This is a genomic window from Kribbella sp. NPDC051586 (assembly GCF_044453965.1).
Lineage (GTDB): Bacteria > Actinomycetota > Actinomycetes > Propionibacteriales > Kribbellaceae > Kribbella.
The window spans coordinates 1300648-1322170 of sequence record NZ_JBITDF010000003.1 but is presented as its reverse complement, the minus strand read 5'-3'; the positions used below and the strand labels follow the sequence as shown (position 1 = coordinate 1322170).

The window sequence follows — 21523 nt, the reverse complement described above, 5'->3', positions numbered from 1 at the left end:
GCCTGTGAACGGTGTGGAGCTCTTCCTGCTCGGGCGGGCGCTGATGAAGATCGGCGAGGACGCGTTGCCGGAGCCGCCAGGCGGCGAGGCGAAGTACGCCGGCAGCGCGCGGATGGTGCTGATCGTCGCGAGCGACATCGCCGGGCACCCGGAGAGCGCGGTGGGGGAGATCGCCGCGCGGACCGGTCTGCCGCAGAGCCAGGTGTCGACCGCGATCGCCCGCCTCAAGGAGGCCGGCTCGGTCATCACCACGACGGACCCGACCGACCGGCGGCGAGCCCTGGTCAGCCAGGCGCCCGACGTCTCCGACCGCTTGGCCCAGGTCCGCGCCACCACGATCGAACCCGCCCTGGCCGAGGCCCTGGGCACCGAAGATCCCGCCCGCGTGGCCGAGGTCTCGCGCGCCCTCGAGCAACTGGCCCGCGACCTGCTGCCGAACCGGTCAGGCAGCTAGGAACTCACTGGCCGCTCGGATCCGCGTCGTCAGAATGGACTGGGTCCGATGGCTGTCCAGTTGGACGTCCGACGGCTCGCCCGGGACGGACGGCAGTGCCTCCGGGTTCAAGCCGTCGCGGATCGCGATCAGCCGGCCGAGTTCGAGCCGGGTGAGTGCCTCCGGGCCGGCGACGTGGGTGATGCCGTTGACGTCCGACGTGAGTAGTTCGAGCAGCGCGGATGCCAGGTCGCTGACATGGATCGGGCACCGGATGTTGCCGGTGTAGAACGCGCCCGGTTCGCCGGCGGCCAGCCGTCGTACCCGCTGTTCCTCTTCCGAGCGGCCGTCCGACCCGATGATGAGCGACGTACGGGCGACGACCGCATCCGGCGCGATCGCGTGGATCGCTGTCTCCGCCGCGGCCTTCGCCGCGCCGTACGGCGTGATCGGGCACGGCTGCTCGTGCTCGCGGTACGCCGTCTTGCGCGGACCGAAGACGGCATCGGTCGACACGAACACGAACCGCGCACCCTCTACCGCCAGCGCTACGTTGACCGCGCCGAGCGCAGTGGTCGCCCAATCGTCCTGGCGGTAGGCGGTGTGGATGATGCCGTCCGGACGCACGCTACGGATCACGTCGAGCACCTGATCGCGCCGCCGTACGTCGAGCTGCACTCCGCCCGGCACACGCTCCGAGTGGTACGCCGGAACGACGTCGTGCTCGGACAAGCGCAGGAGTTCACGCCCCAGGAGACCGGTGGCCCCAGTGACGAGCAACCTCACCCCACAACTCTATGACGTTCCAGCCTCCAGCCGGCAGTCCGGGTGGCGCGCTTCACCTGAGCGACCGTCCGGATCTTCCGTGGCGTCATCCAGGACTGTGACGGCTTGTGCAGCATCCAGCCGTCGCCGATGGTCAGCGCCGCGTGCTGGACCAGCGACGCCGCGTCGCGCCACACGAACACAGTGCCCGGTACGTCGTCCCGTCCGCCACGCTCGGTGTGCTGCGCCAGCCATTCCTCGAACGGCTCACGCAGCATCCACACCTGGTCCGCGCCCTCGACTCCGCAGGCCGCCATCACGGTCCCGAAGCAGTTCGGCCCACTCCCGTCCGGAAAAGTGCCGGCCAGCTCGCGCACCCGCTGAAGCTGTTTCGGCCAGGTGCGAACGTCGCGGTGCAGACTCGGTCCCAGATCTTCACTGACGATGTCCGGCAGTATCGCCTTCGGATCGGTCAGCAGCGACTTCCACCAGACGAACCGGTGCCCATCGGCCTGCTGCCTGACCGCCGGCCCGACAACGCTGGCCCACTTGCGGACCGTCGGAACCGCGCCGCGCCCGTAGTTCACCTGCGCCCGCACCAACGCCGCCCGGGTGGCCTTCGGCAGCTCGCCGTACGCCGCCTCGCTGAGCCAGACGGTCCGCGCGGCCCGGCGGTCGACGTTGTAGATCCGGTAGGTGTCGCGATCCTCGGCCGTCGGCTCGCGGTCCTCGAGCGGGAGTTCCAACGCGGTCGCCTGCTTCTTCGTGACGAAGAACGGCTGCTCGACGGGTGCGAGCCAGTCGACCCATCGCTCGAGCAGATCGGGGGAGACGTCGATGCCCAGGACGGTCAGCACCGGGCAACGCTCTCACTCCCGAGCGGGCTCGGTCACCGGCTTTTCCGGTCCGCGGTACCGCTGCGTCTGCGAGTAGACCAGGTTGGTCGTCGTACTCCCGAAGTCGGTCAGCTCGTTGACGAGCCCCTCCAGATGCGGCATCGAAGCGGCCGCGACCTTCAGCGTGTAGCAGTCGTCGCCCGTGGTCCGCAGGCACTCGAGGATCTCGCGCCGCTCGGCCAGCAGCCGGTGCAGCGGCTCGTGCTTGTTGCCGGGGTACTTGAGCCGTACGACGGCGAGCACCGGGTAGCCCACCTTGGTCAGGTCGATCTCGGCGCGGTAGCCGGTGATGACGCCGATCGCCTCGAGCCGGCGCACCCGCTCGGTCGTCGCCGACGCACTCAGACTGACGCGGCGGCCGAGCTCGGTCAGCGAGATCCTTGCGTCCTCCTGCAGCTCGCTGAGGATCGCCCAGTCGGTCGAATCGAGAATCTCGGTCATACCTCGAATGTACCGGCGATTCCCCGGTGTGGACCGCCGTACGCCGGGAGGAATCTCTTCAGAACTGGTCAGTCACCTGGATAGCCTGAGAGCGTGGAAATTGGGGTGAACGTACCGAACTTCGGCCCGGGGACGAATCCGGCGCGGCTGCGGGACTGGGCGCGCGTCGTCGAGGGCCTCGGGTACGACCTGCTGATGGTGTCCGACCATGTGGTGATCACGCCGGATGTGGCCGAGCAGTACCCGGCGCCCTTCTTCGAGCCGTTCACGACGCTGAGCTGGCTGGCCGGGATCACCGAGCGGGTCCGGCTCGGGACCACCGTGCTGATCGCGCCGTACCGGCATCCGCTGCTGGTGGCAAGGATGGCGTCGAACCTGGACCAGCTCAGCGGAGGCCGGCTGGTGCTCGGCGTCGGAGCCGGGTGGGCGCGGCAGGAGTTCGAAGCCCTCGGCGCTCGTCACGACGAGCGCGGGCGCGAGACGGACCGTGTGCTCGCGGAGCTTCGGCGCGCATGGGCCGACACTTCCGACTACGGCGGCGGCAGCATCCCGATCTGGGTCGGCGGCAGCAGCGCGGCAGCCCTGCGCCGGACCGTGCAGTACGGCGATGCGTGGCATCCGCTGCGGCAACGCGTCGATCAGTTGCGGGACGGTCTGGATCGGATGCGGACCGTCGCAGAGCTGCTCGATCGGCCGGTCCCGGGGTTCGCGCCGCGGATCCTGCTCCGGCTGACCGACGATCCGCTGCCCGACGACAAGCGGGTCGCAGGTGAAGGATCGTTGCAGCAGGTGATGAATGACCTCGAGGTACTGCGGGAGTTGGGCGCGCGGAGCGTCGTACTCGATCCCTTCGTGGGTGACCCCGCCGAGACGGAACGGCCCGAGACGGCCTGGCAAGCGCTGGCGACCGTCGCCGCGCATCGACGACTGGAGACGAAGTGACACCTGAGGCAGAAGGATTCCTGCGCCGCGCGATCGCGCTGGCCGGGACCGCACGTGAGGCCGGCGACCCGCCGTTCGGCTCGCTGCTGGTCGGCCCGGACGGAAGCGTGCTGGCCGAGGACCACAACACCACGATCAGCGAGGGCAACATCAGCTTCCACCCGGAGCTGAAGCTCGCGGTCTGGGCCGCACAGCACCTGACACCCGAGGTCGCGGCCGGCACGACCATGTACACCAGCTGCCAGCCGTGCGGGATGTGCACCGGCGCGCTCGCACGATCCGGACTCGGCCTGGTGGTCTACGCGCTGTCCGGGGAGCAGCTGGACGGATTGAAGCCCACCGGCAGCTTCCCCGCCGTACCGCAGGAAGGACCTGCGCTGTACGACGAGGCGCGCGTACCGGTGGACGGGTACTACGTGTAGCTGCTACTTCACGTGGACGAGGCAGAGCGTGTACTTGCTCGAGCCGTCCTCGGAGACGTACGACGCCTCGGCGTTGTACTGGTCGCACTGGCTGTCGTCGGTCGAGTCGTCGATCTTGCCGACGATCTTGTACTCGGCCTCGGACGACGTGCAGTCGACGACCTTGACGTCCGGATCCGACGAGGTGCCGTTGTTCACCACGCAGGCACCGACGTCGGCCTTGGCCTCGGTCGAGTTCAGGTTGCCGACGACGATCAGGGCGATCACCGCGATCGGCAGCAGCAGCATCAGCATCGCCGGACGCCGGACCAGCGGCTTGCCCGGGTCCATCGGCCGGCCCGGGCCCGGCTGCGGCTCCGGCAGGCGCTTGAACTTCTGCATCGGGCCGATGTTCATCAGCATCGTGATCGGGTTGATGATCGACGAACCGACGCCCCACCAGCCCTGCCACAGGCTCTTGGAGGTCATGTCGCGGACCGACGCGATCCCGCAGGTCCGGCAGAACGGCCCCTGGAGCTTCAGGAACCGCATCAGGATGATCATGCCCTGGTGGCCGCGCACGGTCGCCTCGACCGCCGGGTAACCACCACAGAACCGGCAGGCCAGCTGGCCCTGCGGCGCGAACGACTGCTGGGCGCCTTGCTGCGGGAACGACTGGCCGTACTGCGGCTGCGGCTGGCCCGGGTACTGGCCTTGCGGGTACTGGCCCTGCTGCGGCGCCTGCTGGTACGGCTGCTGATAGGGCTGACCGGCGTACTGCTGCTGGCCGGGCTGACCCTGGTAGCCCTGCTGAGGCTGCTGCTGGTCAGGCTGGGTGTACTGGGGGAACTGCTGCTGGGGCGGACCGTAGCCGGCCGGCTGACCTGGGTACGGGTTCTGCGGCGGCTGGGGAGGGGATGTGGTCACGGATGTTCCTGAGGCTCTTGGTCGGGACACGCTGAACCATGGCACCTTACTCACCTCGATGGTCCATTCGGCCGTTGATATGCCACAGTTCGCCGCATGCTCTCCATCGGCCCGCTGACATCTACCGACCGTGACGCCTGGCAACGGCTGTTCGCCGGCTACAACGAGTTCTACGGACGGACGATGCCGGACGAGTTCTTCGATCAGGCGTGGACCAGATTCCAGCAAGATGCCGAGGTGCATGCCCTCGGTGCACGGCTGGACGGGCAATTGGTCGGGATCACCCACTTCCTGACGCATGCGAGCACGACCGCGCCGGACTCCTGCTACCTGCAGGACCTGTTCACCACTCCCGAGGCGCGCGGCCAGGGCGCCGCGCGGGCGCTGATCGCCGCAGTCACCGAGTGGGCCCGTGAGCGAGGCTGCGGCCGGGTCTACTGGTCCACACACGAGAGCAACGCGACCGCACGCCGGCTCTACGACCAGGTCGCCGAGAACCGCGGCTTCATCCTCTACCTGATCCCGCTGTAGCGATCGGCGAGCTCGCGGCCGAGGCGTGCCAGCTCGGCCTGCACCGACGGCGGGCCGGCCACCTCGATCGACCCACCCCAGCCGGCCAGCTCCTGGGCGATCATCAGGGGAGTGGGCGCCGTGATCTTCAACCGGACCCGGTCGCCGTCCGTCCCTTCGACCTCGCAGTTGCGGCCCAGACGGTCCCGCATCACCCACACATGCCGCTCGTCCATCAGAACAGTTGCCGTCAGCCCCGATCGGCGTTCCTCCATCCGCTCGACGACGTCGGCCCACGCCGCCGACAGGTCGAAGTTGTCCGGCCGCTCGAACGACTCGTGCGTCTCCTCCGCCGTAGCGATCCGATCCACCCGGAACGTGCGCTGCCCTCGATCGGTCCAGGCGATCAGGTACCAGACGTCGTCCTTGTCGACCAGCCCGAGCGGGTCGACCGTCCGCTCCGACTGCTCATGCCCGCGGCCTGAGTAGACCAACCGCACCCGGTTCCGCCGTACGACGGCATCCTGCAGGCGGCGTACCAGCTCGGGGCGCTCCTTCGCGTGCGCACCCCAGCGCGCCGGGTCGATGACCACCGCCTCGGCCGCGGCCTGGGCGTGCTCGCGGAAGGTGCCGGGCAAGGCCCGGACGAGCTTGCGCAGCGCCGCCTTCGCGTCGGGCGCGATCGACGCCGCGGGACCGACCAGCAGGAACAGCGCCTGCGCTTCGGTGGCGGTCAGCCCGCTCAGGTCGGTCCGGGCTCCGCCGACCAGCTGCCAGCCGCCGTTGCGCCCCGGCTGTGGATAGACCGGGATGCCGGCCGTCGACAACGCCTCGAGGTCCCGGCGGGCCGTCGCGACCGAGATCTCCAGTTCGTCAGCGACCTCCGCCGCGGTCACCCGGCCGCGCGCCTGCATCAGCAACAGCACCGCCACCAGCCGATCCGCTCTCACGGCCCGATCGTCTCAAACAAACTGCTCATCCAGTGAGCACTTCATCCGAATCTGCAACTCGACAGGTAGAGCGCCGGCGAGACACCGTACGCGCAGGCTCAGGTGCACTATCTGATCCGCGAGACGTCCTGTCGAGCTGCAGATGTTCAATCCCCGCGAGGTGCACCCTCCCCGACCAAGCCGTCGATGGATTCGCGGATCAGATCGGCGTGGCCGGTGTGCCGCGCGTACTCCTCGATCAGGTCGACGACCAGCCGACGCAGATTCGTCGACTGGCCGTCCGGCCAGACGAAGTCCCCGACCCGGTCCAGGCCGCCGTCGCTCAGCACGTCCGCGACCGTCGCACGCGAACGCCGTACGGCGGCCTCCCAGAGGGCGAGCAACTCCTCGGGGGAGTCGGTGGCTGCCGTGCGCCACTCCCAGTCCGGATCGGAATCCCAGTCCACCGCGGCCCACGGCTCACCGAGCTCGCGATCGAACAGCCGCCGCGTGAACGTGTCGTCCTCGACCAGGGCGAGATGCTTCATCAGGCCGCCCAGCGTCATCGTCGACGGAGCCAAGCGGATCTGCAGCTGCGCCGCATCGAGCCCCGAGCACTTCCACGCGAACGTCCGCCGGTTGCGGTCCAGAACACCCAGCAACGTCTGCACCTCGTCGCCCGCGGCCGGCAACTCCACCATGCTCGCCGTGGCGCTTTCCTTGGCGCTTTCCATGTCCATGCTGCGGACGCTACCCTCGGTTCCGGACGGATACCTTCCGGAATGGTGAGCCATGGCGTACGACGTGAGCCCGACGGCCCGGACCCTGATGGTGCTCGAGCTGATCCAGAACAGCCCCGGCATCACCGCCGAGCAGCTCGGCGACAAGCTCGGCGTCTCCGAACGGGCGGCCCGCCGGTACGTCGCGATCCTGCGCGAGGCGGACATCCCGATCGAGTCCGTCCGCGGCCCGTACGGCGGCTACCGCGTCGGCCGTGGACTGCGCCTGGCGCCGCTGATGTTCACGCCGACCGAGGCGCTCGGCCTGGTGATGGCCGTCCTCGAAGGACCACGCGGCACCGCGGACCCGGTCGAGAACGCGCTCGGCAAGATCATCCGCGTGCTGCCGGAGAACCTGGCGCGTTCGACGGACGCGATCCGGCGGGTCAGCGCTCGCGGGCCGGATCCGGGCGTACGTACGCCCGAGCCCGAGATCACGGCCGCGCTCGTGTCGTACAGCACGGCCTGCCGGCGGGTCCGGATCCAGTACCGCCGCCACCACGACGAGTGGCCGATGGAGGTCGATCCCTGGGCGGTCGTCGTACGCCGGGGCCGGTGGTATCTGCTGTGCTGGTCGCACTCCAAGGACTCCCAGCGTGTCCTCCGCGTCGACAAGGTCACCAAGGTCGAGGCGCTGACCGAGGAGTTCACGCCCCCGCCTGAATTGGACCCGCTCGCCGCCGTCGAGGAGCACCTCGCCCTCGGGTGGAAGTACCCGATCGAGGTCCTGATCGACGCCCCTCGCGCCGACGCCGCCTGCTGGATCCCACGCAGCATGGGCCGCCTGGAAGCCATCGACGAAACCCACACCCGCCTCCTGGCGAGCACCGACGAGCCCGACTGGTACGCCGCCCAGCTGACCGCGATCCGCACCCCCTACCGCATCCTCGGCAGCCCCGAAATCCAAGCCGCCTCCCAAGCCCTCGGCCAACGCCTGATAGCCGCCAGCACCTGATGCGGCTCAACACCCTGACCTGGGGCTCCGGCCCCCACACCGCCGTCCTCCTCCACGGCATGCTCGGCAGCGCCACGCAGTACCACCAGGTAGGCCCCGCCCTCGCCGACCGCGGCTTCCACACGATCGCCGTCGACCTCCTCGGCCACGGCGACTCCCCGCCGGCCCGCGACGCCACGATGGACCTCTTCGTCAACGCCGTACTCGAGTCGGTGCCCGCAGCGCCGGCCCTCGTGCTCGGCCACTCGCTCGGCGCCGCCGTTCTGTCCCACGCATTGTCCCAGCTCCGCCCGGCCCGTGCGGTGTACGTCGACGTACCACTCATCAGCCCACCGACCAACCCACCAGTTGTCCTCCACGAACGCTTCACCGCAGCCGTCGCCGCGCGTACGGAGACCCGCCTGCGCGCCACGCGGCCCCGCTGGTCCGCGGAGGACTGCCGGATCGAGGCCGAGGCGGCGTCGAAGTTCGACGTGGACACGGCCGTCGCGCTCGAGCGCTCCTACACCGGACACACGGCTGCGCCTCCGACAGTTCCCTCGCTGGTGATCAGGGCGGACCCAAGCCGCTACGTGTCGGTGGAGCGGGTTGGGGAACTGGAGCGGATGGGGTTTTGTGTCCGTTCTGTCCGTGGGGCGGGGCATTGTGTTTGGTACGGGTTTCCCGGCGAGTTCATGGGAGCGCTGGACCAGTGGCTGGAAGCATGAATGACATCGAGTTCGCGGGGGAGATCTGGTACTGGCGCGGCCCGGCGCCGTGGTATTTCATCACGCTGCCGGAGGAGGAGTGTGCGTACTTCGAGGCCGAGTCGAACTTCGTCACGTACGGGTGGGGGATGATCCCGGTGACCGCGGAGATCGGCGGGAGCGTGTGGGACACGTCGATGTTCCCGAAGGACGGGCGGTACCTCCTCCCGGTGAAGGCCGCCGTACGCCGGGCCGAGGATCTCGACGACGGCGACATGCCGACCGTCCGTCTGCGCCTGCGGAGCTGGACGTGACGAGAAAGTGTCGGCGGCCGGGTCTAGCGTTTTGTTCACATCCGGTAGAGAGAGGTGGCGGGCATGTCCACGCTGGCTGATCGGCCCAACACGGCCGTGTTGGTGGTCGACGTACAGAACGGTGTCGTGGCCGAGGCCCACGAACGCGACCAGGTCGTCGCGAACATCAGCACCCTCGTCGGCAAGGCACGCGCGGGCGGCGTGCCCGTCGTCTGGGTCCAGCACTCCAGCGACAACCTGGTGAAGGACAGCGACCAGTGGCAGCTCGTCCCGGAGCTGTCCCGTGACGGCTCGGAGTCGCTCGTCCACAAGACGTACCCGGACTCCTTCGAGGCCACCGACCTGGAGGACGTCCTCGCCCGCGCCGGCATCGGCCACCTGTTCGTGAGCGGCGCCCAGACCGACGAATGCATCCGCTCCACCATCCACGGCGCCATCGTCCGCGGCTACGACGTGACCTTGGTAGGCGACGCCCACACCACCGAGGACCTCAGCGAGTACGGCGCGCCCAGCCCGGACAAGGTCATCGCGCACACCAATCTCTACTGGGAGAATCACCAGGCTCCGGGCCGCACCGCCGGCGTACAGAAGACCGAGGAAGTCACCTTCTGACCGGCCGGGGCGACCTGGGCCGCCCCGGCGCGATGTGTCAGTCGACGAGTGCGTCGAGTGCGGCGAGGTCGTCGGGGGAGAGCGTGATGTCGCCCGCCATCAGGTTCTCCTCCAGGTGCCGCCGGCTCGACGTGCCCGGAATCGCGAGGACGTGTTCTCCGCGGCTCAGTGTCCACGCCAGGCGAACCTGTGCCGCCGTCGCGCCGTGACGATCCGCGATCCCCTGCACGGCCGCGGACTCCGGCACGCCACCGGCCTCCCGCGACTCCGCCGTCAGCGCGAAGAACGGCACGAACGCGATCCCGAGCTCCCCGCAGACGCCGAGGATCTCGTCGTTCACCCGCCCGAATCCCACGCTGTACCTGTTCTGCACGGCAACCACCGGCGCGATCTCCCGCGCCTCCTGAAGGTGCTCGACCCGCACATTCGAAACACCGAGGTGCCGAATCATTCCCTTCGCCTGCAACTCGGCAAGAACGCCGAAATGCTCAGCGATCGACTCCACCCGGTGCAGCCGCAGATTGACGAGATCGAGGGTGTCGACCCCGAGGGTCCGCAGATCACGCTCGACCAGTGCCGGCAACTCATCCGGCCGCGCCAGCCCGTCGCGCGTCGGCCCCACCTTCGTCGCGATCACCAGATCCTCCGGGTACGGCGCGAGCGCCCGGCGGATCACGTCGTTCGCCCAGTCCAGGCTGTCGAACGAGGTCCGTCCCGCCGCGCCGTGACTGGGGTAGAACGCCGCCGTGTCGAGGTGATTCACCCCGAGCTCGACCGCGCGCCGCAGCAGCGCGACGGCGTGCTCCTGCCTGTCCGCCCCATCAAGGTCACGCCCCGCGAGCCGCTTCGTCCCGAATCCGATCCGCCGTACCGCACGGTCCCCGAGCTGCCAGAATTCCCCGGGCTTGCCTTCCGCAATTCCTGATGATAGGTTTAATGGTAGAGACGTATTTACCTGTGAATTCTGCATTCGGCCAGGATAAATCCTCTCAGGACATTCGTCCATCTTTTCCCACACATTTCTCGTACTTTTCTGCGTTAGTCTGCGCACGTGGGACTCACCGCCATGCAGCAAGAACTGCTCCACGCCTGGCTTCCGTCGGCCGAGCTCGTGAAGGATCACAGCTGGGGTCTCGTCGGCACTCTCGTGCTGGAGCTCCGGTGCGACGGCGAGCGCTACATCGCCAAGGCCGGCGACGCGGCCGACCACCACCTCGCGCGCGAGATACGGGCCCACCGCAACTGGTTGACGCCGTGGGCCACGCGGGGGAGGGCCCCTCAGCTGGTCCACGCCGAGGAGGAGGCCAAGCTCCTCCTGACCAAGTTCCTGCCAGGGGAGCTGGTCGAGGGCTCACCTGCTGAATGGTCGCCGGACACTTACCGCGAGGCCGGTGGACTCCTGGCCGAGTTCCACGGGCAATCCGCCGTGCAGGACGAGACCTACGAATCCAGCGAGAATCGTCGGACGCTCACGTACCTCGGCAAACCGCACCGCATCGCACCCGAGCTGACCGACCGCTTGCGAGCAGAGATCGCGGAATGGCCGGCACCGCCGGCTGTGCTGGTGCCGACCCACGGCGACTGGCAGCCGCGGAACTGGCTGACGGACAGCGGCACCATCCGAGTCATCGACTTCGGCCGGGCCGATCTACGCCCGGCGTACACCGATCTCGCTCGTCTCGCCGCCCAGCAGTTCCGGTCGAACCCCGAACTGGAGACGGCCTTCCTGAGCGGCTACGGCCCGGACCCGCGGGAGCCTGACGTCTGGCACCGCGCCCAGGTTCGCGAGGCTGTCAACACCTCCGTCTGGTCCTATCAGGTCGGCGACGAGCCCTTCGAGCAGCAGGGCCACCGCATGATCGCGGAGGCCCTCGGCGAGGTCTGAGCAGTTCCGCGACGACGCGCGTCCCCGGTCAGAGGCGGTCGAAACTCCGTTGTCGGGGTTCCGGAGTGCTGGCATCGTCGCCCCATGTCCCTCCTGCGTGACGCGCTGACCCTCGACCGGTATCCGCGGTCGAACACCTACGACCCGCAATGGATCGTCGACAACCTCATGGGCCCGCATCCGCTCTGGAGCGCCGAGGGGCTGATGCAGGCGATGACGCTGCGGCCGGGAATGCGGGTCCTGGACCTCGGCTGCGGTACGGCGCTGACGTCGATCTTCTTCGCGCGCGAGTACGGCGTGGAGGTGTGGGCGACCGACCTGTGGGTGGACCCGACCGAGAACTGGCAACGAATCCGGGACGCCGGCGTCGCCGGTCGCGTCCACCCGATCCAGTCCGACGCGCACAAACTCCCGTTCGCCCACAACTTCTTCGACGCGGTCGTCAGCGTCGGCGCGTTCAACTACTTCGGCACCGGCGCCGACTACCTCGCCAACCTCACCCAGTTCCTCCGCTCGAACGGCACGGTCGGGGTCATCGTCCCCGGCATTCGCGATGCGCCAGATCTCACCCCACCGCCGTACCTCGCGTCGCGCTGGGGTCCGGACCTGTGCACCTGGCTGCCACCGGACTGGTGGCAACAACTCTGGGGCCGCACCAACCTCGTAACCGTCGAAACCGCCGACTTCCTGCCCAACGGCTGGTCCGACTGGCTGCTCTGGCTGAAAACCTGCGCCCAGGTCGATCGCGGATACGAGCCCGACGAACAGTTGCTCGAATCCGACGGCGGAAACCTACTCGGCCTGACCCGCCTCGTTGCCCATCTCAATTAACCCGGTCAGACGGGCCCGCAGGTCTGCTGGGTAGATGTCATCGAGCTCCCGCGCGTCGACCCAGCGCAATTCGAAATGATTGGTCGGACAATGCTCTGCAGCCTCCTCGCCGGAAAGTCGCGGTACGCCGCTCACGCCGGTCGCGAGGAAGTAGTACGCCGGCCGGCCGTTGTGCGTCCCTGTCCACAGCAACCGGTGCGCGGATGCGGTGAGCGTCGTCTCCTCCTCGAGCTCCCGGATCGCGGCGCCCGCGGCCGACTCACCCGACTCCACATGACCACCAGGCAGCACGGAGTACCGATGGCCTTCGCAGTCCGGTCCGGGCGCGTCGGAGTACTCGCACATCACACACTCGGCGGAGCTCTCGAGGCGCAGGTAGCGCTTCACGACCAGGACCTTGCCCGCCTCGACGACCACGGCGGCTCCTCGTGGGATCTTCACGGGGGAGCAGTCTGGTGGGCGCCACCGACAGGTTTGCTCTTGTGAAAGGATCCACCGCATGCCAAGCACGCTGATCGAGGTACGTCGCGACTACTCCGAGGCGGAAGAAGTTGCGCTGATCGATGCTGTCCACGACGCGGTGGTGACGGCGTTCCAGATCCCGCCGCAGGACAAGGACGTCCGGCTCGTCGTCCACGCCCCGCACCGGTTTGCCTGCTCGCCGCGGTTGACCCAGCCGGAGTACTTCACGCTCGTCACCATCGACTGCTTCGCCGGCCGTTCCCTCGACGCCAAGCGCGCCCTCTACACCGAGATCGTGGCCAACCTGAAGCCCTTCAACATCCCGGCCGACCACGTGACGATCCTCGTCCGGGATCACCCCACCCACAACTGGGGGCTCCGAGGCGGCCACCCAGCCTCCGACCTCGACCTGGGCTTCAACATCAACGTCTGACCCGGATGACACCCCGCACAACCCGCCACCTGACCTCGGTCTTCCTGGTCCGCGAGGGCAGCGTCCTGCTCCTGTATCGCAGAGGATCCCGAGCCATCGCCGACTCATGGGTCGGAATCGGCGGTCACGTCGAAGCAAACGAGCTCGGCAACCCGACAGCGGCCGCACTCCGCGAGCTTCACGAGGAGGTCGCAGTCATCTCCGACCACGTCGACAACTTCAACCTCCGGTACGTCGCCCTGCGAGACACCGGGACCGAACTCCGCACGACGTACTACTTCACCGCCGACCTACGCCCCGAGGCGCCCGTCCCGACCGAATGCACCGAGGGCGACCTCCGCTGGTTCGATCTCGCGGTGGCGCCACCGGAACTCGAGATGCCCCCGACGGCCGAGGTTGCTTTCGCCCACTGGTGGGCCGTGGGCAGGTGCGACGAAGCACTGCGGTTCATCCTGATCGACGACGGCGGACACGTGACGGGGCCGGTGTGACGATTTCCCTGCAGTTCCATCCGAATTGGCCGCACGGCGGGCGGATGGCTATTGAGTCCATGGGGCTGCTTGGGTTTTACCGGTCGCAGTTTGTGACCGGCGTTTCCAATGGGGGATTGACGGCCTTTCCGGGTGGAGACCGGTGGCGGTGGGAGAGCCGCATGTTCGCCAGTCGGTACGACGAATTGTCAGGCGCGGCTCGGCCTGTTTACGGGGTGTGGAATCGGCGGGACGATCCGTACGGCGGCGGGATTCGCTTCGGCTCGTCGTACTTTCGGTTGAAGGCCGAGGCGATCGACCGATCGACCTTCTGCTTCCCGGACTCTGCCCGCCAGCCGGAGCATTTCGGTGACAAGAAGATCCTCCCGCAGCTATGCCAGCTTGCCGACGCTTCTGGCTTCGATGATCTCGACGAGTACGTCGAGGCTCACGTCCACGGCGACGTACGGTTCGACAAAGACGTAGATGCCGTCGTGCTGGATCCGTCGTTCATCGGCACGCCCGTCGACGAGGCCGCGCGTACGCTCGGCTGCCCGGTCGAGTACCACCAGGGCTTCCGCGCGGCGCCCGACGACTTCGACCCGGCGTACCGCGGGCAGCACATCGTCGACCTGGCCCGCACGCTCGGCTCGGAGCTCACGCCTGAGCTACTCGGCCACGCCGCCCGCTCCGGCGTACACCCCGCCCAATCCGTCAAGCAGGTCTGGCACTGTCTAGCCCGCTTCGGCAGAGCCGCCTAGCTGGTCGCGGCGACGGCTGAGGTAGGCGGTTTCGGCGGTGTTGCCGGCGAGTTCGATCGCCTTGTCGTACGCCGCACGCGCCTCCTGACTCCGGCCCATCCGGCGAAGCAGATCCGCGCGCGTCGCGTGGTACGCGTGATATCCGGCCAGGTGCTCCTCGAGCCGGTCGACGATCGCCAGGGAGACCTCCGGCCCGTCCAGCTCAGCGACCGCGATCGCCCGGTTCAGCTGGACGATCGGCGACGGGTCGACGCGGACGAGCTGGTCGTACAGCGCAACAACCTGCGACCAGTCCGTGTCCCGTACGTCGCGCGCCGACGTGTGAACCGCGTTGATCGCGGCGAGAATCTGATACCGCCCCGGACGGACCCCGGCCGCCAACCGCTCGCGTACCAGCCCGTGCCCCTCGGCCACCATCGCCGCATCCCAGGCCCCGCGGTCCTGCTGGTCGAGAGACACCAGTTCGCCGTCCACCGACACCCGCGCCGTACGACGCGCTTCCGTCAGCAACATCAACGCCAGCAATCCGACCACTTCACCGTCGTCCGGCATCAAGGCACGAATGAGTCGCGTGAGCCGGATCGCCTCCGCGGTCAGCTCGTGCCGCACCGGATCAACGTCGGCGCCCGTCGCCAGGTAGCCCTCGTTGAACACGATGAACAGGACTGTGAGTACGCCGGACACGCGCTGCGGGAGATCCTCCGCCGAGGGAACCCGGTACGGGATCCGGGCCGCCTTGATCTTCGCCTTCGCACGCGTGATCCGCTGGCCCATCGCGGTCTCCTGCACCAGGAACGCGCGAGCGATCTCCGGCACGGTCAGACCGCCGACCATGCGCAGCGTCAGCGCCACCCGGGTCTCCATCGCGAGCGCCGGATGGCAGCAGGTGAAGATCAGCCGGAGCCGTTCGTCGTCGATGACACCGAGAGGCTCGGGCGGGTCGTCGTACACCATCTGAGCCTCCTTGTGTTTGTCGTCGCGCTTGTTCTCGCGCCGCAGCCGGTCGATGGCCTTGCGGTTGGCTGTCGTGGTCAGCCAGGCGCCGGGATTCGGGGGTACGCCGTCGTCCGGCCACCGCTCGACGGCCGTCGCGAACGCCTCCGCGGCGGCCTCCTCGGCGATGTCCAGGTCGCCGAAACGCTTGGTCAGAGACGCGACCACCCGCGCCCACTCCTCGTGGTGGACCCGCGTGATCGTCTCCGGGACGTCGCTCACAGGAACGGCCGCACCTCGAGCCGCCGGTTGCAGGCCTTCGACGCCTCGGTCACGAGCTTGCGGGCGGTCTCGAGGTCCTCGGCCTGCATGATCCACAGGCCGGCGATGTACTCCTTCGACTCCAGGTACGGCCCGTCGGTGAAGATCGCCTCGGCGCCGCGGTTGTCCACGACGGTGGCCGCACCGGGTGCCGCGAGACCGCCGGCGAAGACCCAGTTGCCGTCGGCGATGATCCGCTCGTTGAATGCCGAGATGGCTGTCATCTCGTCCGCGGTGGCGGAATTGGTCTTGTCGTCGAGTACGGAAACCAGGAACTGCATCAGGCATCATCTCCCGTGGTGAATTCTCCGGAAACGGTAGCCGGTCCGCGGTCATTCGACGGCGAACGGGCGTACTTCGAGTTTGCGGTTGCAGACCTTGGACGCCTCCGCGGCGAGCTTGAGCGCGACGTCGAGATCCGGGGCCTCGATGATCCACAGCCCGCCGAGGTACTCCTTGGACTCCAGGAAAGGCCCGTCGGTGAGGATCGGGACCGCACCCCGGCTGTCGACCACGGTGGCGGTGTCGGGGGAGTCGAGGCCACCGGCGTACACCCAGGAGCCGTCGGCCTGGAGCCGCTCGTTGAACGCGTCGACGGCGCCCAACTCGTCCGCCGTCTCCGGTCCGTTGTCGCCGTCGATCACAGAAATGAGGTACTGCATCGGCATCTCCTTCACCTGTGGGCGACTCCGTGGGCGCCCGCTCACCCCTTCCACGAACACCCCGACCCTGATCCGACAATCTTCTTCCGGGAACTTTCGGGGGCAGGCCCCGGCCCTTGGTACCTTGCCCGCCATGACTGAGCTCGGACCCTGGCCACCCGCCCCGATCACCACCGAGCGTCTCGTACTCCGCGAGCCCGAGGCCCGGGACCGCACGGCGGTCCTCGAGCTGTTCACGTCAGCAGAGGTCGGCACGTACATCGGCGGCCCGCGCTCACGTGACGAGCTCGAACGCGCCATGCCCGAGTCGCCTAAGAAGCGGCCCGGTCTGCTCGTCGTGGACCTCGACGGCCAGATGATCGGGATGGTCACGCTCGACGCCCGCGACCCGGACCGGCCAGGGGCGGCGTCGACGGAGCTTGGCTACATGTTCCTCCCGAGCTCCTGGGGCCATGGTTATGCCGCCGAAGCCTGCGCCGCCGCCCTCGCCTGGTTCGGCGCGACCCACCCCGGCGAGGCCGTAGCCCTCACCACCCAGACCGCCAACACCCGCTCCCTGCGCCTCGCTCAGAAGCTCGGCTTCACCGAAGTGGCCCGCTTCCATGAGTACGACGCCGAGCAGTGGCTGGGAGTGTGGTCAGCCCCGCAGTACAGCGGCAACGACTTCTACTGCGATGTGGCGATCCCTGATCCGAGCCGGCTCGACGTCGTACACGAGGACGAACTGGTGCTCGCCTTTCATCACACGCGGCCGTTCTGGGAGACGCACATCGTGATCGTGCCGAAACAGCACATCGCGTCGTTGCTGACGGTGAATTCGGCTGACGAGCAGGTGATGCGGCGGCTGTTCGGAGTCGTTCGAACTATCGCGGCAGAGACCGAGAAAACGACCGGGGCGGCCGCGGTGCTGACCAATCTTGGCGAGTACCAGGATTCCAAGCACCTACACATTCACGTCCACAGCGGGCCACGCCGCTGAGCAGTAAATCGTATGCGTCACAGCGGGGCGTGGTGTTTGATCGGGGCGTGCCGATCACTGTGGAGACCGCGACCGTTGGTTTGCTGGACGAGGTTGCTGAGGCGCTCGCCTCCTGGCAGGAGGATGGCGGGTCGGTCCAGCTTCACCCCGGAGACCTGGGGTGGAACTGGAGCTTCGGCGCGGAGGCGCTGGCACGGTCTCTCCGGGCGTGGCGTCGTGACGGCGAGATCTTGGCCGTCGGCATGGTGGACGACGCATTGATCAGGATGGGCATCGCGCCGAGCGTCGACCTGGACGACACGTTCGCCACCCGGCTGGTGGCCGACCTGTCGGATCCGGCGCAGGGTGTGCTGCCCGCCGGCGACATCAGTGTCGAGGCCCGCGCCGGCACCGCCTTCCGGGAACTGCTGCGCGAGAGCGGTTGGACCGCGGACGAGTCGTGGACGCCGCTGCGTCGTGACCTCGCCGAAAAGGTGGGGGAGTGCGGCCTCCGGATCGAGGTAGTCGACGAGAACACTGCCCCGGAGCGCGTTGCCCTGCAGCGAGCCGCTTTCCCCACCTCGACGTTCACCCTCGAGCGCTGGCACTCGATGGTTGCCTCGTCGCCGTACCGCCGGGCCCGTTGCCTGATCGGGTACGACGAGCAGGATGCAGCGGTCGCTGTGGCGACGGTCTGGTCGGCCGGGCGCGGACGGCCTGGTCTGATCGAACCGCTGGGCGTCCACCATGAGCACCGCGGTCACGGGTACGGCACCGGCATCACGCTGGCGGCGGCTGCCGCGCTGCAAGACCTGGGGTCGTCGAGCGCAACCGTTTGCACACCGAGCACGAACACCGGTGGGGTAGCGGCGTACGCCTCGGCCGGCTTCGAAAAGCTCCCGGATGTCACCGACTTTCGCCGGAGGATGACTGCACCATGACGAGCTATCCGCTGTTCGATGTGCGCGTCAGCACGCCGACGTTGGAGTTGCGCGGGGCAACCGACGACCTGTTGGGCGAGCTCGCCCACCTGGTGCGCGCCGGCAAGACGCACGCCGACCCGCCGCCGTACGACGACCCGATCTCGCTCTACGAGCCGGATCCGGATCTGCGCGTCGCCAAGTGGATGAGGTCGATCTGGCGCGGCCGGGGCAACGTCGAGCCGGCCAAGTGGCGACTGTACTTCGTGGTCGTCGTGGACGGGCGACCGGTCGGGATGCAGGACCTCATCGGTGTCGACTTCGCGGCGCTCGGCACGGTCACGAGCTTCTCGTGGTTGTCTGTCGACGAGCGCGGCCGCGGGCTCGGGCATGAGATGCGGGCGGCGATGCTGCATCTCGCGTTCGAGGGCCTCGGGGCGAAGGAGGCCTCCAGCGACGCGTTCGTGGACAACCACGGCTCGAATTCGATCTCACGAGCTCTCGGCTACGAGCCCAACGGCTCGGACTGGGCCACCCGCCTCGGCGAACCAGGCCTACTGAACCGTTGGCGCCTCACCAGAGCCAACTGGGAACAACACCGCAGAAACGACATCAACCTCCACAACATCGAGTCCTGCCAGACCTACCTCCCACTGACCCAAAACAGCCACTAGTTGACATAATGTCCATTATCGGCGCTCAAAGAACGGGAGTTGCATTAGGCGAAGCAACTCCCGTCTCCGGGTGTGGAGGCCGTTTGCGCAGGTAAGGACCGGCTTCGCGATAGATGACTCGGCGCTCGTGCGGCGTGTTGCCGCCTATCCCGCCGAACCTTAGGTCTTCGGCGGAACGAAGACGCAGAACTCGTTTCCTTCTGGGTCAGCGAGAACGACCCAACGGAAGCCGTGTTCAGTGAGTTCCTTGGAGAGTCGCCGCGCGCCCAGCTGCTCCAATTTCTCTACCTCGGCCGGCAAGTCTTCCACCCCGAGGTCGAGGTGCATTCGATTCTTGCCCTGCTTGACTTCCGGAACTCCCTGCAACAGCAGTGTTGGTGCTGAGTTGGGCGTGGTCAGGCTGAGATACGGCGGTGCGTCGAACGCCCGTCGATACCCGAGTGGTCTCAGGACGTCCAGCCAGAACCCTGCTTGAGCTTCGGTGTCGATGCAGTCGAGTGTCACGACGATTTCCATCCCGAAACCGTACGCAACAGGGTCAGCCCCGGCGACAGACTTTCTGTTGTGTCCACGCACTCGTACGCGACTCGGCGGCCTGCTGGCACAGCGCTGTCTCCATGTAGGAACGCTCGCTCATACGATGTGCGGTCGTGTCGATAAGCCGTGGACTGATCTCGGCTTGTTCGCGACTATGGCCGAGGCGCTTGTCGGCCGAAAGGCAGGTTGCCCGAGAGCCGGCAAGGAGGGTGCGCCTCGATGAGCGAGCAGTTCTACTCGGATGCGAGGCTGTACGACCGGTTGTTCCCCGGAGGCCAACAGGCCGTCGACTTCTATAGGGCCGAGGCCGATCGGCAAGGCGGTTGTGTCTTGGAACTCGGGTGTGGCACCGGACAAAAGCTGATCCCCATCGCATCTGCCGGTCATCCGTGCATAGGCCTGGAGTTCTCGCCGGACATGCTTGCCGAAGCTCAGCGTAAGGCGGACGAGCGCGGCGTGGAGGTGGAGTGGGTGCACGGCGACATGCGCGAGTTCGACCTGGGCCGAACTTTCGACCTCGTGTTCATCGCCGCCAATTCATTGCTCCATCTGCATGAGGCTGAGGACTTGGTGAACTGCTTTCGGTCGGTGCGAAGGCACCTGGCGCCCGGAGCTCGGCTCATCTTCGACGTGTTCAACCCGAGCGTGCGCATGCTTGCCGAGGCCGACGGCGTTCGACGCAGACGCGACGCGTTGTCGTTCGTGGATCCGGATCGTGGCGTGGTGCATGTCGATGTCGCGGAGACCTACGACGCGGCCGCACAGGTGACTCGCGGGAGGTGGTACTTCTCGACCGATACCGAGGCCGACTTCGTTGTCGCGCCGCTTGAGATCAGGAGCATCTTCCCCCAGGAGTTGCCCCTGCTGCTCTCGCTCGGCGGTCTCCGGGTTGTTGAACGCTTCGGCGACTGGTCCCGTGCGCCACTCAGCGCAGATGCGACGCTCCAGCTCTATGTCTGCGAACCGGACTGAACCGAGAGCCTGCAGGACTCTCGGTTCAGGTCATCCCCCAGGCACGCTTGACTGGCAAGCCGGGCGCTACTCCCGGCTCGCCAACCCATGGTCGTGACGTTTCTGCGGGCCAGGGCCGAGTTCCATTGGTTCGCATCCGACGCCGCTGGGGGCTCGGCCTGGATGTTGCAAAACCATTGGTGAACCGACTTGCGCCGCTGATGTGCGACCGTGAGCCTGCCCCGTGTCGGAGGTAGTAGTTGTGACGAGCTATGAGGCGCTTGCCGAGGTGTACGAGTGGCTCATATCGGATGCAAAGCTGACCCCGGCCGAGTTCGCTGCGTCGTTCGACGACGTCCTCGGTCTCCTGCCGTCGAACGCTCACGTCCTCGATTGTTCGTGCGGAACCGGACAGTTGGCGGTCGGCCTCGCCGGTCTTGGCATGCAGGTGGTCGCAACTGACGCCAGCGAAGCGATGGTTCGTCGGACTGCGGAGTTGTCTGAGGAATTCAGGGCACCTGTCCGGACAGTGCGGGCGGACTGGCAAGAGTTGCCCGACCATTTCGCTGACGACACCTTCGACATGGTGTTCTGCGTGGGCAACTCGCTGCACCATGCCGTGGGCGCGAGAGGCAGGGTTGCTGCTCTGGAGTCGATGTCACGGCTTCTGCGCCGTGGCGGGCGCTTGGTACTCACCTCCCGCACCTGGGAACTCGTGAGGGCCAGAGGTTCCCGCCTGGACATCAGTGACCGTCTTGTTCGCCGGAACGGTCGCAATGCCGTCGTGGTCTACCGCTGGGAGATTGCGTCACATTGGGAGGAGGAGCACCACATCGAGATTGCGGTCGCGCAAGTTGATGCGGCCGGGTCGGTTCTTGTCCGCTCGGAACTGCTGTCGTGCTGGCCCTACCGATACGACGAACTCGCAGCCGAGCTGCATCAGGTCGGACTCCGGACGGAAACGAGCACGTACAACCCTGAGGCCGAGAACTACATGGTGGTGGCGAGCAAGGTATAGACAACGGGCTCACAGTCCCTGCCGGACCGCGCGGTTGCTCGCAGGAGGCTTGCGCCCTCTCATCGCCCTGTGAGTGCGCTTCCGTGTGCACGACGCCCAGTCGACTGAGGCAAGAAC

At 67.6% G+C, this 21523-nt stretch carries 30 protein-coding genes; 18 read left to right on the top strand and 12 right to left on the bottom strand.

The features are described from left to right. Positions 1-4 precede the first annotated feature (4 nt). A complete protein-coding gene (locus tag ACIA58_RS25030) occupies positions 5-454 on the top strand; it encodes a MarR family transcriptional regulator (protein WP_396406178.1) in 450 nt (149 codons plus the stop codon). On the opposite strand, the gene ACIA58_RS25025 is transcribed toward ACIA58_RS25030, so the two are convergent. Genes ACIA58_RS25025 through ACIA58_RS25015 form a run of 3 tightly spaced genes read right to left on the bottom strand, consistent with a single transcriptional unit; the run spans position 443 to position 2535 of the window. Beyond that, the gene (locus ACIA58_RS25025; protein ID WP_396406177.1) at positions 443-1219 is read right to left on the bottom strand and encodes a sugar nucleotide-binding protein; all 777 of its coding nucleotides are present in this window, start codon (positions 1217-1219) and stop codon (positions 443-445) included. The genes ACIA58_RS25030 and ACIA58_RS25025 overlap by 12 nt on opposite strands. Continuing rightward, the gene (locus ACIA58_RS25020; protein WP_396406176.1) at positions 1216-2055 is read right to left on the bottom strand and encodes a hypothetical protein; all 840 of its coding nucleotides are present in this window, start codon (positions 2053-2055) and stop codon (positions 1216-1218) included. The genes ACIA58_RS25025 and ACIA58_RS25020 overlap by 4 nt, the downstream gene beginning before the upstream one ends. 12 nt (positions 2056-2067) lie before the next feature. Then, positions 2068-2535 (bottom strand): Lrp/AsnC family transcriptional regulator, encoded by a 468-nt coding sequence (locus ACIA58_RS25015; protein ID WP_396406175.1) that lies wholly within the window; start codon positions 2533-2535, stop codon positions 2068-2070. Between the two features lie 93 nt (positions 2536-2628). Between ACIA58_RS25015 and ACIA58_RS25010 the strand changes: the two genes are divergently transcribed. Together ACIA58_RS25010 and ACIA58_RS25005 are read left to right on the top strand one after the other, a co-directional pair. Then, positions 2629-3477: an LLM class flavin-dependent oxidoreductase gene (locus tag ACIA58_RS25010; protein ID WP_396406174.1), complete on the top strand. Its 849-nt coding sequence runs from the start codon at positions 2629-2631 to the stop codon at positions 3475-3477. Further along, positions 3474-3899: a nucleoside deaminase gene (locus tag ACIA58_RS25005; RefSeq protein ID WP_396406173.1), complete on the top strand. Its 426-nt coding sequence runs from the start codon at positions 3474-3476 to the stop codon at positions 3897-3899. The genes ACIA58_RS25010 and ACIA58_RS25005 overlap by 4 nt, the downstream gene beginning before the upstream one ends. 3 nt (positions 3900-3902) lie before the next feature. On the opposite strand, the gene ACIA58_RS25000 is transcribed toward ACIA58_RS25005, so the two are convergent. Then, positions 3903-4805, bottom strand: a complete 903-nt coding sequence (locus tag ACIA58_RS25000) for a toxin-antitoxin system, toxin component (RefSeq protein ID WP_396406172.1) — start codon at positions 4803-4805, stop codon at positions 3903-3905. A gap of 96 nt (positions 4806-4901) precedes the next feature. Between ACIA58_RS25000 and ACIA58_RS24995 the strand changes: the two genes are divergently transcribed. Next, entirely contained in the window at positions 4902-5336 is a 435-nt protein-coding gene (locus tag ACIA58_RS24995; RefSeq protein WP_396406171.1) for a GNAT family N-acetyltransferase, read from the top strand. Here the strand turns inward: ACIA58_RS24995 and ACIA58_RS24990 are convergent. Then, entirely contained in the window at positions 5318-6265 is a 948-nt protein-coding gene (locus ACIA58_RS24990) for a helix-turn-helix transcriptional regulator (protein ID WP_396406170.1), read from the bottom strand. The genes ACIA58_RS24995 and ACIA58_RS24990 overlap by 19 nt on opposite strands. A 146-nt stretch (positions 6266-6411) precedes the next feature. Continuing rightward, positions 6412-6984, bottom strand: coding sequence for a DinB family protein (locus tag ACIA58_RS24985; protein ID WP_396406169.1), 573 nt, complete (start codon positions 6982-6984; stop codon positions 6412-6414). A gap of 52 nt (positions 6985-7036) precedes the next feature. On the opposite strand from ACIA58_RS24985, the gene ACIA58_RS24980 reads away from it, so the two are divergent. From ACIA58_RS24980 to ACIA58_RS24965, 4 genes are all read left to right on the top strand, one after another. Further along, on the top strand, positions 7037-7978 hold the full coding sequence (locus ACIA58_RS24980; protein ID WP_396406168.1) for a helix-turn-helix transcriptional regulator: 942 nt from the start codon (positions 7037-7039) through the stop codon (positions 7976-7978). Next, a complete protein-coding gene (locus ACIA58_RS24975; RefSeq protein WP_396406167.1) occupies positions 7978-8685 on the top strand; it encodes an alpha/beta fold hydrolase in 708 nt (235 codons plus the stop codon). Before ACIA58_RS24980 ends, ACIA58_RS24975 begins: the two co-directional genes overlap by 1 nt. Next, a complete protein-coding gene (locus tag ACIA58_RS24970; RefSeq protein WP_396406166.1) occupies positions 8682-8978 on the top strand; it encodes a DUF1905 domain-containing protein in 297 nt (98 codons plus the stop codon). Before ACIA58_RS24975 ends, ACIA58_RS24970 begins: the two co-directional genes overlap by 4 nt. Positions 8979-9041: 63 nt before the next feature. Next, entirely contained in the window at positions 9042-9590 is a 549-nt protein-coding gene (locus ACIA58_RS24965) for an isochorismatase family protein (protein ID WP_396406165.1), read from the top strand. 37 nt (positions 9591-9627) lie between these two features. Here ACIA58_RS24965 and ACIA58_RS24960 read toward each other — a convergent pair whose 3' ends face one another. Then, positions 9628-10560, bottom strand: a complete 933-nt coding sequence (locus ACIA58_RS24960) for an aldo/keto reductase (protein WP_396406164.1) — start codon at positions 10558-10560, stop codon at positions 9628-9630. Positions 10561-10641: 81 nt separating this feature from the next. On the opposite strand from ACIA58_RS24960, the gene ACIA58_RS24955 reads away from it, so the two are divergent. Continuing rightward, complete coding sequence (locus ACIA58_RS24955; RefSeq protein WP_396406163.1) at positions 10642-11475, top strand: phosphotransferase; 834 nt, start codon at positions 10642-10644, stop codon at positions 11473-11475. 84 nt (positions 11476-11559) lie between these two features. After that, positions 11560-12306 (top strand): SAM-dependent methyltransferase, encoded by a 747-nt coding sequence (locus ACIA58_RS24950; RefSeq protein WP_396406162.1) that lies wholly within the window; start codon positions 11560-11562, stop codon positions 12304-12306. On the opposite strand, the gene ACIA58_RS24945 is transcribed toward ACIA58_RS24950, so the two are convergent. Further along, positions 12268-12747, bottom strand: coding sequence for an NUDIX hydrolase (locus ACIA58_RS24945; protein ID WP_396406161.1), 480 nt, complete (start codon positions 12745-12747; stop codon positions 12268-12270). The genes ACIA58_RS24950 and ACIA58_RS24945 overlap by 39 nt on opposite strands. 58 nt (positions 12748-12805) lie before the next feature. Between ACIA58_RS24945 and ACIA58_RS24940 the strand changes: the two genes are divergently transcribed. From ACIA58_RS24940 to ACIA58_RS24930, 3 genes are read left to right on the top strand one after another with little or no spacing between them, the layout of a single operon-like run. Beyond that, complete coding sequence (locus tag ACIA58_RS24940) at positions 12806-13201, top strand: tautomerase family protein (protein WP_396406160.1); 396 nt, start codon at positions 12806-12808, stop codon at positions 13199-13201. 5 nt (positions 13202-13206) lie between these two features. After that, positions 13207-13692, top strand: a complete 486-nt coding sequence (locus tag ACIA58_RS24935) for an NUDIX domain-containing protein (protein WP_396406159.1) — start codon at positions 13207-13209, stop codon at positions 13690-13692. Then, positions 13614-14432: a DUF3626 domain-containing protein gene (locus ACIA58_RS24930; RefSeq protein ID WP_396406158.1), complete on the top strand. Its 819-nt coding sequence runs from the start codon at positions 13614-13616 to the stop codon at positions 14430-14432. Before ACIA58_RS24935 ends, ACIA58_RS24930 begins: the two co-directional genes overlap by 79 nt. Here the strand turns inward: ACIA58_RS24930 and ACIA58_RS24925 are convergent. The 3 genes from ACIA58_RS24925 to ACIA58_RS24915 are packed head-to-tail and all read right to left on the bottom strand — an operon-like array spanning position 14406 to position 16348. After that, positions 14406-15647: an RNA polymerase sigma factor gene (locus ACIA58_RS24925; protein ID WP_396406157.1), complete on the bottom strand. Its 1242-nt coding sequence runs from the start codon at positions 15645-15647 to the stop codon at positions 14406-14408. The genes ACIA58_RS24930 and ACIA58_RS24925 overlap by 27 nt on opposite strands. Next, complete coding sequence (locus ACIA58_RS24920) at positions 15644-15967, bottom strand: YciI family protein (RefSeq protein ID WP_396406156.1); 324 nt, start codon at positions 15965-15967, stop codon at positions 15644-15646. The genes ACIA58_RS24925 and ACIA58_RS24920 overlap by 4 nt, the downstream gene beginning before the upstream one ends. 51 nt (positions 15968-16018) lie before the next feature. After that, entirely contained in the window at positions 16019-16348 is a 330-nt protein-coding gene (locus tag ACIA58_RS24915) for a YciI family protein (RefSeq protein WP_396406155.1), read from the bottom strand. Positions 16349-16481: 133 nt separating this feature from the next. Between ACIA58_RS24915 and ACIA58_RS24910 the strand changes: the two genes are divergently transcribed. Genes ACIA58_RS24910 through ACIA58_RS24900 form a run of 3 tightly spaced genes read left to right on the top strand, consistent with a single transcriptional unit; the run spans position 16482 to position 18900 of the window. Then, positions 16482-17327 (top strand): GNAT family N-acetyltransferase, encoded by an 846-nt coding sequence (locus ACIA58_RS24910; RefSeq protein WP_396406154.1) that lies wholly within the window; start codon positions 16482-16484, stop codon positions 17325-17327. Positions 17328-17374: 47 nt separating this feature from the next. Continuing rightward, positions 17375-18247 carry a GNAT family N-acetyltransferase gene (locus ACIA58_RS24905; protein ID WP_396406153.1) on the top strand — a complete coding sequence of 291 codons (873 nt, stop codon included), beginning with the start codon at positions 17375-17377 and terminating at the stop codon, positions 18245-18247. After that, complete coding sequence (locus ACIA58_RS24900; RefSeq protein WP_396406152.1) at positions 18244-18900, top strand: GNAT family N-acetyltransferase; 657 nt, start codon at positions 18244-18246, stop codon at positions 18898-18900. Before ACIA58_RS24905 ends, ACIA58_RS24900 begins: the two co-directional genes overlap by 4 nt. 159 nt (positions 18901-19059) lie before the next feature. On the opposite strand, the gene ACIA58_RS24895 is transcribed toward ACIA58_RS24900, so the two are convergent. After that, positions 19060-19416, bottom strand: a complete 357-nt coding sequence (locus tag ACIA58_RS24895) for a VOC family protein (RefSeq protein WP_396406151.1) — start codon at positions 19414-19416, stop codon at positions 19060-19062. A gap of 240 nt (positions 19417-19656) precedes the next feature. On the opposite strand from ACIA58_RS24895, the gene ACIA58_RS24890 reads away from it, so the two are divergent. Together ACIA58_RS24890 and ACIA58_RS24885 are read left to right on the top strand one after the other, a co-directional pair. Next, complete coding sequence (locus tag ACIA58_RS24890; protein ID WP_396406150.1) at positions 19657-20409, top strand: class I SAM-dependent methyltransferase; 753 nt, start codon at positions 19657-19659, stop codon at positions 20407-20409. A gap of 241 nt (positions 20410-20650) precedes the next feature. After that, entirely contained in the window at positions 20651-21406 is a 756-nt protein-coding gene (locus ACIA58_RS24885; RefSeq protein ID WP_396406149.1) for a class I SAM-dependent methyltransferase, read from the top strand. Positions 21407-21523 lie beyond the last annotated feature (117 nt).

Excerpts from the sequence above, each read along its gene's own strand:
- ACIA58_RS25015 (WP_396406175.1), bottom strand. The coding sequence starts at position 2,535 with ATGACCGAGATTCTCGATTCGACCGACTGGGCGATCCTCAGCGAGCTG.
- ACIA58_RS24995 (WP_396406171.1), top strand. The coding sequence starts at position 4,902 with ATGCTCTCCATCGGCCCGCTGACATCTACCGACCGTGACGCCTGGCAA.
- ACIA58_RS24985 (WP_396406169.1), bottom strand. The coding sequence starts at position 6,984 with ATGGACATGGAAAGCGCCAAGGAAAGCGCCACGGCGAGCATGGTGGAG.
- ACIA58_RS24980 (WP_396406168.1), top strand. The coding sequence starts at position 7,037 with ATGGCGTACGACGTGAGCCCGACGGCCCGGACCCTGATGGTGCTCGAG.
- ACIA58_RS24975 (WP_396406167.1), top strand. The coding sequence starts at position 7,978 with ATGCGGCTCAACACCCTGACCTGGGGCTCCGGCCCCCACACCGCCGTC.
- ACIA58_RS24970 (WP_396406166.1), top strand. The coding sequence starts at position 8,682 with ATGAATGACATCGAGTTCGCGGGGGAGATCTGGTACTGGCGCGGCCCG.
- ACIA58_RS24965 (WP_396406165.1), top strand. The coding sequence starts at position 9,042 with ATGTCCACGCTGGCTGATCGGCCCAACACGGCCGTGTTGGTGGTCGAC.
- ACIA58_RS24960 (WP_396406164.1), bottom strand. The coding sequence starts at position 10,560 with ATGCAGAATTCACAGGTAAATACGTCTCTACCATTAAACCTATCATCA.
- ACIA58_RS24950 (WP_396406162.1), top strand. The coding sequence starts at position 11,560 with ATGTCCCTCCTGCGTGACGCGCTGACCCTCGACCGGTATCCGCGGTCG.
- ACIA58_RS24940 (WP_396406160.1), top strand. The coding sequence starts at position 12,806 with ATGCCAAGCACGCTGATCGAGGTACGTCGCGACTACTCCGAGGCGGAA.
- ACIA58_RS24935 (WP_396406159.1), top strand. The coding sequence starts at position 13,207 with ATGACACCCCGCACAACCCGCCACCTGACCTCGGTCTTCCTGGTCCGC.
- ACIA58_RS24920 (WP_396406156.1), bottom strand. The coding sequence starts at position 15,967 with ATGCAGTTCCTGGTTTCCGTACTCGACGACAAGACCAATTCCGCCACC.
- ACIA58_RS24915 (WP_396406155.1), bottom strand. The coding sequence starts at position 16,348 with ATGCAGTACCTCATTTCTGTGATCGACGGCGACAACGGACCGGAGACG.
- ACIA58_RS24910 (WP_396406154.1), top strand. The coding sequence starts at position 16,482 with ATGACTGAGCTCGGACCCTGGCCACCCGCCCCGATCACCACCGAGCGT.
- ACIA58_RS24900 (WP_396406152.1), top strand. The coding sequence starts at position 18,244 with ATGACGAGCTATCCGCTGTTCGATGTGCGCGTCAGCACGCCGACGTTG.
- ACIA58_RS24895 (WP_396406151.1), bottom strand. The coding sequence starts at position 19,416 with ATGGAAATCGTCGTGACACTCGACTGCATCGACACCGAAGCTCAAGCA.
- ACIA58_RS24890 (WP_396406150.1), top strand. The coding sequence starts at position 19,657 with ATGAGCGAGCAGTTCTACTCGGATGCGAGGCTGTACGACCGGTTGTTC.